The organism is Methylobacterium sp. J-043 (assembly GCF_022829505.1).
Taxonomy (GTDB): Bacteria; Pseudomonadota; Alphaproteobacteria; order Rhizobiales; family Beijerinckiaceae; genus Methylobacterium; species Methylobacterium extorquens_A.
This window is the reverse complement of sequence record NZ_JAKSYB010000045.1, coordinates 234281-247093: the sequence shown is the minus strand read 5'-3', so window position 1 is coordinate 247093 and position 12813 is coordinate 234281. Positions and strand designations below refer to the sequence as shown.

The following is a 12813-nucleotide window of genomic DNA, read 5'->3' as shown; positions in this document are numbered from 1 at the left end:
TGCGTGAGGCTCCGTCCTGTGTCATCGCCGCGAGCGATGCGCCATCGCCGGGCGCGGATCAAGGTTTTGCATTCCGCCCCTCCGGCGCCTGAGACACAAACCCTCACCTCCGGCGGGCGGACGGCGTCCCGACCGGTCGCGTATGGTCCGCCGGGGAAACGGAGTGGGATGCAGATACCGATGTGGGCGACGCGGAGTCTCGGTCTGATCGCAGCCCTTCTGCTCGCGGTGCCCGCGGCGGCGCAGATGCGCGGCCACGGCGGGCCGGTTCGGGCGCTGGCCGTGACCGGCGACGGTCGCCTTGCGGTCTCGGGCGGGTTCGATCAGGCGGCGATCGTCTGGGGTCTCGAGGCCGGCGCGGCGCTGAGCGTCCTGCGCTTCCACGACGGCGCGGTGAACGCCGTGGCGGCCCTCGCCGACGGGCGCTTCGCCAGCGCCTCGGAGGACGGGCGCATCGCCCTGTGGCGGCTGGGACAGGCCGAGCCGGAGCGCGTGCTCGAAGGACATGCCGGCCCCGTCGCCGGGCTCGCCGTCTCGCCCGACGGCACCATACTGGCCTCCGCCGCCTGGGACGGCACTGCGCGGATCTGGCCCCTGGCGGGCGGGCCGGCGCGGGTTCTCGAAGGACACAGGGGCAACGTCAACGCGGTCGCCTTCCTGCCCGATGGGCGCCTCATCACGGCCGGAGCGGACGCAAGCGTGCGGATCTGGACGCCGCAGGGGGAGACGGCCGCGACCGTGACGCTTCCGAGCGCGCTCAGCGCGCTGGCGGTGACCGGGGATGGCGAGATCGCCGCGGCGGGGGCGGATGCCACGGTGCGGTTCCTCGCGCCCGACGGGCAGGTGCGGGCAGAGGTCGAACTCGGCCCTGCTCCGGTGATCGCGCTGGCGCCCGCGCCAGACGGCACCCGGATCGCCGCTGCGAGCGCGGGCGGCACCGTCGCGATGATCGAGCGGGCGAGCGGAAAGATCCTGTTCACGCTGGTCGGGCCGGGCCTTCCGGTCTGGTCCGTGGTGTGGCGGCCGGATGGGAGCGAACTCGTCACCGGTGGGGGCGACCGCCTCGTGCGGCGCTGGAACGCCGCGACCGGCGAGCCGATCGGCCCCCTCGCCATGCCCCGGCCCGCGGACGCGCTCGCTACGTTCCACGGCGAGCGGGGCGCGGAGGTGTTCCGCGCCTGTGTCGCCTGTCACACCCTCACGCCCGGCGACGCACCCCGCGCCGGGCCGACGCTCGCCGGCCTCTTCGGCCGGCGCATCGCGACGGTCGCGGGCTACCGCTACTCGGAGGCGCTCAAGGGCATGGACATCGTCTGGACGCCGGAGACGGTCGCCCGCCTGTTCGAACTCGGTCCGGCGCGCTTCACCCCCGGCACCCGGATGCCGGAGCAGACGATCAACAGTGCCGAGGACCGCGACGCGCTGATGCGCTTCCTGGCCAATGCAACGGCGACGCCGCCGACCGGGGCGAACTGAGTGTCTCTCACAAAACTCCCGCGGGAGTTTCGTGAGGCACTCTAAGCCGCGCCCGGCCCCGGATTCGACGGATCAACCGTGGCAGCTACAGCCGGCGTGGTCGCAACCGGCGTGATCGGGGTGGCCTTCGGCACACTCGTCGCAGCAGAAGGCCTTCTCGTCGCGCTTCACCGCCTTGGTGACCGAGACCACGCACACGCAGTCCGGGCAGGCGCACTTCACCATATCGACATCGACGCTCGCCATCGGGGTCATCCTTTTCGAGACGATTCTTTTCGCGCCCCGAAGCAGCGCGGCGCACAACCATCTTCCTGCGGGCCGATGCGGAGCGCAATCCTTGCGCGCACGGGATCGCCGGACGTGGCGCGAATGTGTCATAGCAAATCCGGTTGATCCCTTCGGGATGGCGGATTTGGGCTTCGCTCAAGCGCCGCGCGGGCTGGCTGATCCGGTCCCCGCTTGGATCGAGCGGAAACCGTATCAGGTGCGCTGCGCTCCCGAGAGGGGCGGAGCACTCCTCGCAAGGCCGGTGAAGCGGGAATGATGCCCGATCAGGCTGGGGTGTCGAGAAGCTGCGAGACCCGGGCCGCGAGTTCGGCGGAGGCGAAGGGCTTCGTCATCACCGGCAGATCCTCGGGGATCTGCACGGCCTCCGCATGGCCCGTCAGCAGCAGGATCGGCACGCTGGAGAAACGCTCGCGGATCGCGGCAGCAAGCTCGACGCCTGTCATGCCGGGCATGGCGAGGTCGGCCACGACGAGGTCGAAATGCTCGCCTTGCTCCATCAGGCTCAGCGCCGTGCGCCCGTCCGCAGCCTCGGTTTCGTTGTAGCCGAAATCGCTGAGGAAGGAGGCGGTGACGTGCCTCACTTCCTCGTCGTCGTCGACCACGAGGATGCGGGCCGGGATTGCCGCAGTCACCACCGCCGGGGCGGTCGTCTCTTCGGTGTCTTGGGCGGCGCTCTGGGCGCGCGGGAGGGCGAGTTCGATCCGGGTTCCCTGGCCGACTTCGCTGGTGATGCGAAGCCGCCCGCCCGCCTGCTGGGCGAGGCCGAACACCATGGCGAGGCCGAGGCCGGTGCCTTGCCCGACCGCCTTGGTGGTGAAGAACGGCTCGCAGACCCGTTCCAGAATCTCCGGCGGGATGCCGGTGCCCTCATCGGCGACCGTGACGACCGCGTAGGTGCCGGGTTTGAGATCGGGATCGTCGGCGATCTCGGCGCGTCGGGTCGAGATGGTGACGGTGCCGCCGTCCGGCATCGCGTCGCGGGCGTTGATGCAGAGGTTGAGCACGGCGAGTTCGAGCTGGTCGGGATCGACCAGGGCGAAGGGCATGTCGGGTTCGAGATCCCGCACGACGCGCACATGGCTGCCGAGGCTGGAGCCGAACAGCGCGCTCATCCCCTCAATCAGCGCGTTCGGGTCGACGGGCCGGGCATGGGCGTCGTTGGAGCGGCTGAAGCTCAGGAGCCGCTTGGTCAGCGCCGAGCCGCGTTGCGCGGCGCCGGTGGCGTTGTCCACGAGGCGCTTGACCCGGGGCTGGTCGGCGATCTTGGGGCCGACGAGTTCGAGGCTGCCGAGGATCGCGGTGAGCAGGTTGTTGAAGTCGTGTGCGATGCCGCCGGCCAGTGTGCCGAGCGCCTGCATCTTGTCGGATTGGCGCAGCCGCGCCTCCAGGCTCTTCTGCTCGGTCACGTCCCGCTCGATCGTGGCGAGATGCGTGACCTCGCCGGCCCCGCCGCGGATCGGCACGCGGATGACGTGCGACCAGCGCTCGGCGCCGAGCGCGCCGCGGGCGATCACCGTCGAGCCGGCTTCACCGGCTGCGACCGCGCGGCGGTCGGCGGCCTCCGCCTCTTGGGCCTGAGGGGTTCCGGCGATCTCGGTCTCGGTGCGGCCGAGGCAGGTCTCGACCGTGCCGCCGACAAGACCCGCCTTGCGCGCATTGAGGCGCACGAAGCGGCCTGCCGCGTCCTTGAAGGAGATCGCCTCCTCGGCGTGGTCCAAGAGGCCGCGCAGCAGGGCTCGCTCGGTGGCGAGATCGCGGCCGAGGCGGTGGCGCTCGTAGGCATTGCGCACCGTGGCGCGCAGCAAAGTCGGGTCCCAGGGCTTGGCGACGTAGCCGATGATGCCGCCGCGATTGAGCGCCGCGATCACCGCCGAGATGTCGGCATAGCCGGTGAGCAGGATGGCCTGCGCCTCGTGGAAGCTGCGCGCCTCGGCCAGCAGCGCGTCGCCGGTCATGCCGGGCATGCGCTGGTCGGAGACGACGACCGCGATGTCCGGGTCGGCGCGAAGGATGTCGAGCGCCTCTTCGGGCTTGGCCGAGGTGAGCACCCGGTACTCGTCCTCGAACAAGTCCTCCAGAGCGATCAGGATGTCCGGCTCGTCATCGACGGCCAGAATCGTGCCTTTGCTCATACCGGTGCCGGTTGCCTCGGAATTCCGATGACGAAGCTCGCGCCGCCGCCCGGCGCCGTCTCGACGATCAGCGAGCCGCTATGCGCCTGAACGACGCTGTAGGCAATCGCCAAGCCAAGCCCCGTGCCCGATCCGACCGGCTTCGTCGTGAAGAACGGCTCGAAGATCTTTTCGCGTAACTCCTCGGGAATACCGGGTCCGGTATCGCTGATGCGGATCATGTCGAACTCGGCATCCGAATAGGTCGCCACCGTGATGGTCCCGTCACCATGGATCGCATCCGCTGCATTGCCGAGGATGTTCATGACGACCTGATTCAGCAGGGCCGGCGTGCAGGAGATCTCCGCGCGTCCCGAGAAGTCGCGCGTCACCGTGATCCGGGTACCGAGCTTGTGCTGGATCAGCGCCAGCACCGTCTCGATCGCCTCCGGCACGTTGACGAGGCCGCGCTCACCCTCGTCGAGCCGCGAGAACTTCCGCAGGTTGAGAACGAGATCCTGAATCCGGGTAAGCCCAAGGCGCATCGAGCCGACCCGGTCGCGCGCCTTGGTCAGCGCCCGCTGGCCCTCGGGCGCATCGGGTGGCGGCAACTCGCCGAGCAAGCGCTCCACCGTGCCCTGATGCGCCAGGATGAAGGCGAGCGGGTTGTTGATCTCGTGGGCGATGCCCGCGACCAGTTCGCCGAGCGAAGCCATCTTGGCGGCCTGGACCAGCTTGGCCTGCGCCTCCGTCAGCTTGCGGTTAGCGTCTTCCAGATCGCGGTTGGCTTGTCCGAGTGCGTCGGCCAGCGCCGCGCGGGCGGCGGCCGTCTCCGCTTCGGCGCGAGCACGCTCCACCGCGCGCTCACGGTCGCCGAACTCGCCGGAGATGCGGCGATTATCTTCCTCCAGCAGACGGCGGCGGACGAGGCCGCGCACCCGCATCGCCAGAACCTCGCCGTCGGCCTTCGACACCACGTCGTCGGCGCCGGCGGCGAAGGCCGCGACCAGGAGGCTCTTGTCCGGCTTGTCGCCGGCCATGCCGACGAGGGGGAAGGCGTTGCCGCCGCCCTCCGGCGCCTTCATGCGGCGCTCGGCGATCTCGGTACAGAGCGCGATGCCGTCATAGGCGCTGCCGACGAGGTCGAGGGTCACGCAGTCGAAGCCCGCACCGGGCTCGTCGAGGGCCGCGAGCGCCCCCGTGCGGTCCGCCACGGCGACCACGGTGTGGCCCTCCTGGGTCAGGAGGCCAGTGAAGAAGGCGCGGTAGGTGGCGCTGCCATCGACGATCAGCACCCGGCCGCGGCGGAACGCGGCGCCCGATGGCCCTTCCGTCGCGGAACTCTTGCGCTCGCGCAGCAGGGCGCGGATGCGCAGCACGAGGAGATCGCGGTCGGCCGACTTCTCGACATAGGCGTCGGCGCCGCTCTCGAAGCCGTGGCGCTCGCCGTTGCGGGCGCTGGTGAGCATCACGACGGGCAGCGCCCGCGTGCGCAGCGACAGGCGCATCTGCCGGGTGAACTCGTCGCCGTTCATGCCGGGCAGGTGGTGGTCGGCGACGACGAGGTCGGGAAGGTCGGTGTTGAGCAGGTCGAGCGCGGCCTCGGCGGTAGCGCAGCGCTGCACGGAAAAGCCATGCCCTTCGAGCTGAAGCCTCAGTTCGAGCGCCTGGGTCTCCGAATCCTCGACCAGCAGCAGCCGGTGGCCGGGCGCGGCGGATGATGCGCCGGAGGGCGATGTGCTCGCGGTCATGCCGGCTTCCTCTGCGCGAGCCGCACGAGATGGTGCGCCACATGGTCGAGGGGCAGCACTCGGGCCGCCGCGTTGAGGCGCACCGCCGCGGCGGGCATACCGTAGACGACGGCGCTGCTCTCGTGCTCGGCCACCGTGGCGGCGCCGGCCTTGCGCATGTCGAGCAAGCCCTGTGCGCCGTCCTCGCCCATGCCCGTGAGCAGCACGCCGATGCCTTGCGCGCCGGCCTGACGGGCGACGGAGCGGAACAGCACGGTCGCCGCCGGGCGCTGGCCTCCGACCGGGGCCAAGTCGCTGACCCGAAGCAGCCCGTTCGTCCCGAGTTCGAGATGACGGTCGCCGGGGGCGACGTAGACATGGCCGGGCTGCATCGTCTGACCGTCCCGCGCTACCCCGACGGCGAGCGGCACCACGCCGTCGAGCCAGCTGGCAAAGCCGTCCATGAAGGCGGCGCCCATATGCTGAACCAGAAGGATCGGTAGCGGGAAATCCGCCGACAGGCCGCCGATGACTTTGGCGAGTGCCGGCGGGCCGCCGGTCGATGCGGCGACCGCCAGCACGCTCGGCGCGGCCTCCGACTCGGAGAGGATCGGCAGGTCGGGGGCGGGAACCGTCCTGCGCGCATTCCATTCCGCCCCGATCGGCCGGCGGCGGATGACCGGGACCGCGGCCATGATGCGCAACTGTGTGCAGATCTGCCCGGCGACCGCCTCGTAGCCGTCATTGGTCGTGGCCACGGGCTTCTCGACCACCGAAAGCGCGCCAGCCCGAAGCGCGTTCATCGAGATCTTGAGCGAGGAATCCTCAATCGAATCGGCGATCACCACGATCGGCGTCGGCCGGCTCGCCATGATCCGGCGGGTCGTCTCAAGCCCGTCGATGCCGGGTAGGCGGATGTCCATCGAGATCACGTCCGGCCGCACGGTCTCGATCGCCGCGAGCGCCGCCTCGCCGGATTCGACCGCTCCGGCCAGTTCCAGCCGTGGGTCGCGGGCGATGATGTGGGTGAGGAGGATGCGCACCACAAGCGAATCCTCGACAACCAGCACGCGTACGCGCGGACTCTCAGCCCCTCCGTTCACAGCAACTGACCGATAGTGTCCAAGAGTTCGCGCTGATCGAATTTCTGCTTGGTGAGATAGGCGTCGGCCCCGAGTTCCAACCCGCGCGCCACATCCTCCTCGTCACCGCGCGACGTCATCAGGACGATGGGGAGGCGCGCGAAATCCTCTTCGGCGCGCAAAGCCTCGACGAGGCCAAAGCCGGTGAGGCGCGGCATCTCGACGTCGGCGACCACGAGATCGACCGGCTCGATGCGCGCGCGCAGACGGTCGAGCGCCTCCTGCCCGTCGACGCAGACGATCACGCGGTAGCCCGCCGCTTCCAAGATGCTCTTCTCCAAGGTGCGGGTGGTGATCGAGTCGTCCACGACAAGAATCGTCGAACGTCGCGTTTCCGGGATCGTTCCGCTGCCGTCCCCAAGTCCCTTCGACGGGGGCCGGACGGCCCGCGGGCCGGCGCGACCGAGCCGGTCGATCAGTCCGTCCGGATCGAGGACGAGGGCGGGCGTATCGGTGCCGAGGATGACCGTGCCGGTGACGAGGGCGGGATCGCTGCCGATCGGCGGTGCGGGCAGGACCAGCAGCGTGCGCACCTCTTCCAGGCGATCGACCGCGAGCAGGCAGCGCCCCCGCGTGCCGCGTAGACGCACCACCGGGATCGTCGCGCCCTCCGGGCGGTCGATGCCGAGGCCGAGAAGTTCGCCGAGTTCGGCGAGCGGTAGCGTGACGCTCTCTCCGCCCTCCCCCGCCACCTGCGCCACCGGCCGGCCCGCCACCGTGGACAGGGCCGAGGAATCGAGCCGCGAGAGCGCTTCCGCGGCACCGCTCGGCAGGGCGAAGCGCGTGCCGCCGGCCGAGACGATCAGCACAGGCCGGCGCGCGGCCGAGAGCGGCAGGGTGAGAATTAGCGAGGTGCCGTACGGATGACGGCGGGCGAGCTGCACCCCTCCGTGCAGCGCGCGGGCGACCTCGGCCACCACCGACAGGCCCATGCCGCGACCCGACAGGGCATCGACTGCGCCGGCGGTGGAGAAGCCCGGCTCGAACGGCAGCGCGAGCAGCGCGTCCGCATCAAGGCTCTCGCCCGGCGCGATCAAACCGCGGGCGCGACCCGTCGTCTCGATCGCCGCGAGGTCGGGCCCGCGACCGTCGTCGTGAATGCCGAGGACGAGGCGCCCGCCCTTCGCCTCGACGGTCAGGCCGATCGACAGGGAGGCGGACTTGCCCTGGCGCTGCCGGCTTTCCGGACTCTCCGCCCCGTGGCTCAGCGCGTTGCGCAGAGCGTGCAGCACCGGATCCTTGAGCGCCTGAAGCATCGCCCGGTCGACCGGCAGGTCGAGACCGCGCGTCGTGACCTCGACGTCCTGACCGTCGGAGCGGGCCATGTCGCGCACCGCGCGGGCGAGGCCGCCAAACACTGTCTCGGCCGGCACCAGCGCGAGGCGCTCGGTTTCCTCGCGCAGGCGGCGCGCAGCGGTCTCGACGGACAGGATGACGGCCTTGTGCCCTTGTGTGAGGTCGGAGGCTTCGCGTGACAAGGCGGCCAGGCCGCTCTCGATCTCGGCGAGCGCCCGCCGCAAAGCCGCAACCTCCGTCTCCTCGGCCTCGCCGGGGACGGTATCCGGAACGCGGCGGGCGGCCTCCGTGCGGCGGCGAAGGGCGCCCGCGTTCGCCGAGAGCCGCGCGATGCGCTCGGCGACGGCCCCATGCCCCGGCAGCGCGGTCCAGAGCCCGTAGCTCGCCCGCGTCAGCGACTCGACCGCGGCGGCGGGAACGCGCAGCACCGCCTGCGTCGGTTCGGCGGTCGGCTCGGTCGCGGCAGCCGGCCCGGCAGGCGAGGTGGCGGGCGGCGAATCCGGCTCGGGCCGAGCGGGCTCCGAAGCGACGGCCTCGGGGTCGAGGCAGGCGTTCAGCGCGGCCAGCGCGTCCTCGGGCATGCTCGCTTGCCCCGTCGCGGTCGCGGCGACGTAAGCCTCGATCCGGTCGAGAGCAAGATGAGTTGCGGCCCGCGCCGCCCGGTCGAGCGGGCGCTGTCCGGCGCTGATGCGCTCGAACAGGGTCTCGAGTTGGTGCGAGACCGCCTCAACGGGAGGCAGATCGACGGCACGCGCCGCCCCCTTCAGGCTGTGGGCGCGACGGAACACGTCGTGCCAATCGACCGGCCCCTCCGCCGCGAGGGCGGCGCGGATCGCGTCGAGATGCTCGCGGTGCTCGATCTCGAAGGCGGCGAGAAGCTGCTGGCGGATGTCCATGCGGCGGGACGCTCGGCCGGACCGCTAAAGCCGGTAGCGCTCGGCCAGAGCCATCAGCCCCTGTGCCAGCTCGGTCAGGTTGGCCGAGGCGGTTTCGACCTCGCGGGTGCCGGCTGCCGTCTGCTGGCTCGCCTGCCGGATGTTCTGCAACGCTCCCATCACCTGCTCGATGCCGAGCTGCTGCTGGTTGGTCGAAGCCACGATCTGCTGGAAGGTCTGCACGCCCTCTTCCACGCGCGCGGCCATCTCCTCGATGGTGCGGACGGTCGAATCGGTGCGGGTCTTGCCGGCGGCGGCGCGCTTGACCGCCTCCTCGGTGAGCATGACCGAGGCGTTGATGCCGCGCTGGATCTCCCCGAGGATGCCGCGCACCTGCGCGGTCGCGCCCTTCGCCTGGTCGGCCAGCAGCTTCATCTCGGAGGCGACGATGGCGAAGCTGCGCCCGCTCTCGCCCGCCGCCGCCGCCTCGATGGCGGCGTTGAGGGCGAGCAGGTGGGTGCGCTCCGAGATGTCGTTCACCGTGACGATGATCTCGCCGATCGCCTGCGTCTTCTCGCTGAGGGCGACGATGTTCCCCGCCACCGCCTCGCCCTGTTCACGAATCGAATCCATTGCCTTAGCGGTGTCGGTGGCGGCGCGCAGGCCCGAACGCGCGGTCTGCGCCGCGGCCTGGGCGGTGGCAATGACTTCGGTGGCGCGCTTCGAGATCTGAGCGCCCGAATGGGTGATCTCGTCCACGGTCGCCGCGGTCTCCTGGACGGCGGCGAACTGCTCCTCGACGCTGGCGGCCTGTTCCTGGGCGGAGGCGCGGATCTCGGCCGCCGCGGCGTTGAGGTCGGCCGTGGCCGCCCGGTTGGTGCGGGCGAGGTCGGACAAGCCGGCGACCATTCCGTTGAGCGTGTCGCCGAGCCGCCCGATCTCGTCGTTGCCGGAGCGGTTCAGGCGCCCCGTGAGGTCGCCGGCCCCGATCTGCGCCACGAAGCGCATCACGTCCTCCAGCGGGCGCACCACCGCGCGGCTGATCAGCACCGTCACCAGGATGGAGAGCAGGATCGAGGCGGCGACCGTGATCGCGACGGAGAGGAGGCTGTTGCGGTAGATGTCGTTCACGCTGTGCTGCCCTGCGGCGATGACCCCGTCGAGGGCCGTGCGGGCGTTGGCGATGCTGCGCAGCAAGCCATCGTGCAGGCGGTTGACCTCCTCGTTCCGGGCTTCGACCTGCACGATGTCGCGGGCATCCACCGCGCGAAGCTGTTGCTCGCTCGCGTTGCGCACTAGGCGAAAGGCCTCGCCCGTCTCGCTGAAGACGGCACCGAGGCGTTTCCAGGCTTCCAGGCGCTCGGACGAGATCGCGGCAGCCTGATACTCTTTCACCTCACCGGAAATGGTGCTGAGGAGCCGCTCCAGTTCCGCCACGTTCTGGCGCCAACTGCCCAGGAAATCGTCGGAGCGGGCCGGCGTCGAGGCCGAGTTCGCCTGATTCTGCGCCTGTGTCAGAACAGCGATCACTGCGTTGCGCCGCACGAGCCCCATGTTGCGTGCGATGTTGCCGAGATCGTCGAGCTGACGCAGCACGCCGATGTCGCGGGTCACGATCAGGTCGGTCATGTCGCGCACGCTGCCGATTTGGCGCAATGCGTAGGCGCCCAGAGCCGCCACGATCAGGCTCGCCGCCACGAAGCCGAGGAGGATGCGTTTTCCGATCGAGATCGACACGGGCGACATGGCTCCGGCAGGCGGTGCGGGGGAGGGTTCGGGTCTCGGGGCCGCCCCCATCGCGGGCGGCTCCGAACGTCTGTCTTGATGCGCGCCGAACCGAACCGGTGTCCGGTTCGGCGTAACAGCGCTCGCGACGATCAGGTCATGAAGCGGGCAAGCAGGGCCCGGATATCGACGAGGGAAAAGTCCTCGGGAATCCCGCCCGTCCTGTCCGAGCCGGGCGGTGCATAGCCCGAAAGCGGCCCGCGGCCCAGACTTTCCGACTCCAGTGCCCGCCGCATCAGCGTCGTTTCGATCTGCGCGATGCCGAGCACGCGGTCGACGGCGAGGGCGACCGGCGGCTCCTGCGCGCGGAGACGCACCACGTGCCCGCCTTCATCGGCCTTCGCAGGGTCCAGCCCGAGGCAGGCGGCGAGGTCGAGGACACTGACGATCGCCCCCGACACCGCCGTGATGCCCCGCAGCATCGGCGGTGAACCCGGCAGCGCCGTGCAGGGCCGCTCGGGCGCGACGCTGGCGACCGTAGAGAGCGGCAGGCCGTAGCGCTCCGCCCCGCAGGCGCAGACGAGGTAGGCGGCAGTCTCGATCGCCCGCTCCTGCCCCACCGTTCGGGCCGCGAGCGCGGCGGCGCGGGCATCGAGCAACACGGCCGTGCGCGCTTCGGCATCGGACCCGGCGGTCACTCCGATCTTCATGCGTCTCGGCCCGTGATTCCGGCCAGGGCACGGCGTGCACTCTCGGCCAAGCGTGCGGCGCTCACTCCGTCTCCCTCCGGCAGGATCGTTTCGGGCGGCAGTCCTTGCGCGAGGCGCAGGGCGTTGTCGAGGGCGCGTGCGGCTTCGCCCCGGCGTCCGACCCGGGCGAGCAGCAAACCGAGCTGAAAATGGGCCATGACGAAGGCGCGGTCGAGGAACAGCGCCCCCCGCAGGGCTCGTTCGGCTTCCCGCTCCCGCCCGAGATCGAGGGCGAGGAGACCCTCGTAGTAGCGCAAGGGAGGATCGGTGGCGTAGCCGTCGATCTCTTCGTGCAATCGGCGCCATGCCCGCGCGGTTTCGCCCGCATCGGCCAGCACGCGGATCTCGGCCAAGAGATCGCCCGGCGACAGGGGATGCTCGATCGCGGGCGCCGTCGGTCTCGGGGGCGGCACCGGCCGGGCCGGCGCGGCGGCAGCGACGGGTTCCGGCGGCGGGGCGAACAGGATCGGCGCCATGTCCGGCAGCGCGGGCACAAGGACAGGCACCGGCTGGGACGCCGGCGTGTCGATCGGGCGGTAGGCAACCGTTCCCGGCAGGGCCACGGGCTGCAGCCATTGCCCGAAGGTGGGATTAGGCTCGGCATGCCCGATCAGGAGCCAGCCCTGCGGGTTAAGCCGCTCGCCGAGCGCCCGCACGATACGGGTGACGTGGTCGGCGCTGAAATAGATCAGGACGTTGCGGCAGAGGATAAGGTCGAAGCCTCCCGGCATCCGGTCGCTTCCGTCGATCAGGGTCAGGAGGTTCTGCCGCTCGAAGCGCACCATGCGGCGAAACGCCGGCCGTAAGGCGTAGCCGCCATGCGGCAATCCCGGCCGGGCGGGGGTGCGGCGGAACCAGCGTGCCCGCTCCTCCGTGTCGAGGGTGCGCAGGGCCCACGGGCCGAACTCCCCCTCGCGCGCGACCGCGAGCGCGGCGGCACTGAGATCGGTGCCGAGGATCGTCACGGACCAGTCGGCAAGAGCGTCGCCCAGAAGGTCGTGCACGAGGATGGCGAGGGAATACGGCTCGGCCCCGGTGGAGCAGCCGGCACTCCAGATCCGCAGGCGGCGGATCTCGCGGCGTGCCTCGATCAATTCCGGAAGGATCGTCCGGCGCAGGGCGGCGAACTGCTCCGCGTAGCGAAAGAAGAAGGTCTCGCCGATGGTGATCTCGGCCTCGAGTGCGGCCCATTCTTCCCGGCCGGCGGCGCCGTCGAGCAGGATTGAGTAGGCAGCGCAGTCGGCGACCCCACACGTTCGTATCCGCTTGCGCAGTCGGTCGTAGAGCAGGTCGTCCTTGTCTTCGTAATAGTTGTGCCCGGTCCGGGCGATCACCCGATCCTTGAGAGCCGGAAAACCGGGATCCACCGCAGCGCTCGCGCCGCGCCGGGGCCGCTCGACGGGAGCCGTCACGACCGTCGT

The 12813-nt window shown here is 70.7% G+C and carries 9 protein-coding genes; 1 reads left to right on the top strand and 8 read right to left on the bottom strand.

Annotated features, from left to right (window positions below; genetic code table 11):
* The first annotated feature begins 168 nt into the window (after positions 1-168).
* Positions 169-1476: a c-type cytochrome gene (locus MKK50_RS12550; protein ID WP_499022672.1), complete on the top strand. Its 1308-nt coding sequence runs from the start codon at positions 169-171 to the stop codon at positions 1474-1476.
* A 72-nt stretch (positions 1477-1548) separates the two neighbouring features.
* Here the strand turns inward: MKK50_RS12550 and MKK50_RS12545 are convergent, their stop codons facing one another.
* The 8 genes from MKK50_RS12545 to MKK50_RS12510 all read right to left on the bottom strand — a co-directional run bounded on the left by MKK50_RS12545 (position 1549) and on the right by MKK50_RS12510 (position 12804).
* Positions 1549-1722: a metallothionein gene (locus tag MKK50_RS12545; protein WP_003606929.1), complete on the bottom strand. Its 174-nt coding sequence runs from the start codon at positions 1720-1722 to the stop codon at positions 1549-1551.
* Positions 1723-2027: 305 nt separating this feature from the next.
* Positions 2028-3896, bottom strand: a complete 1869-nt coding sequence (locus tag MKK50_RS12540) for a response regulator (RefSeq protein WP_499022670.1) — start codon at positions 3894-3896, stop codon at positions 2028-2030.
* Positions 3893-5626 carry a response regulator gene (locus MKK50_RS12535; protein WP_499022668.1) on the bottom strand — a complete coding sequence of 578 codons (1734 nt, stop codon included), beginning with the start codon at positions 5624-5626 and terminating at the stop codon, positions 3893-3895. The genes MKK50_RS12540 and MKK50_RS12535 overlap by 4 nt, the downstream gene beginning before the upstream one ends.
* A complete protein-coding gene (gene cheB / locus MKK50_RS12530) occupies positions 5623-6708 on the bottom strand; it encodes a chemotaxis-specific protein-glutamate methyltransferase CheB (protein ID WP_499022667.1) in 1086 nt (361 codons plus the stop codon). The genes MKK50_RS12535 and cheB overlap by 4 nt, the downstream gene beginning before the upstream one ends.
* Positions 6705-8939, bottom strand: coding sequence for a hybrid sensor histidine kinase/response regulator (locus MKK50_RS12525; RefSeq protein ID WP_499022665.1), 2235 nt, complete (start codon positions 8937-8939; stop codon positions 6705-6707). Before MKK50_RS12525 ends, cheB begins: the two co-directional genes overlap by 4 nt.
* Before the next feature lie 24 nt (positions 8940-8963).
* On the bottom strand, positions 8964-10664 hold the full coding sequence (locus MKK50_RS12520) for a methyl-accepting chemotaxis protein (RefSeq protein WP_499022664.1): 1701 nt from the start codon (positions 10662-10664) through the stop codon (positions 8964-8966).
* 131 nt (positions 10665-10795) lie between these two features.
* A complete protein-coding gene (locus MKK50_RS12515) occupies positions 10796-11353 on the bottom strand; it encodes a chemotaxis protein CheW (protein ID WP_499022662.1) in 558 nt (185 codons plus the stop codon).
* On the bottom strand, positions 11350-12804 hold the full coding sequence (locus MKK50_RS12510) for a CheR family methyltransferase (protein WP_499022661.1): 1455 nt from the start codon (positions 12802-12804) through the stop codon (positions 11350-11352). The genes MKK50_RS12515 and MKK50_RS12510 overlap by 4 nt, the downstream gene beginning before the upstream one ends.
* Positions 12805-12813: the final 9 nt, after the last annotated feature.

Coding starts and splice junctions, on each gene's coding strand:
- MKK50_RS12550 (WP_499022672.1), top strand. CDS start 169: ATGCAGATACCGATGTGGGCGACGCGGAGTCTCGGTCTGATCGCAGCC.
- MKK50_RS12545 (WP_003606929.1), bottom strand. CDS start 1,722: ATGGCGAGCGTCGATGTCGATATGGTGAAGTGCGCCTGCCCGGACTGC.
- MKK50_RS12540 (WP_499022670.1), bottom strand. CDS start 3,896: ATGAGCAAAGGCACGATTCTGGCCGTCGATGACGAGCCGGACATCCTG.
- MKK50_RS12535 (WP_499022668.1), bottom strand. CDS start 5,626: ATGACCGCGAGCACATCGCCCTCCGGCGCATCATCCGCCGCGCCCGGC.
- MKK50_RS12525 (WP_499022665.1), bottom strand. CDS start 8,939: ATGGACATCCGCCAGCAGCTTCTCGCCGCCTTCGAGATCGAGCACCGC.
- MKK50_RS12520 (WP_499022664.1), bottom strand. CDS start 10,664: ATGTCGCCCGTGTCGATCTCGATCGGAAAACGCATCCTCCTCGGCTTC.
- MKK50_RS12515 (WP_499022662.1), bottom strand. CDS start 11,353: ATGAAGATCGGAGTGACCGCCGGGTCCGATGCCGAAGCGCGCACGGCC.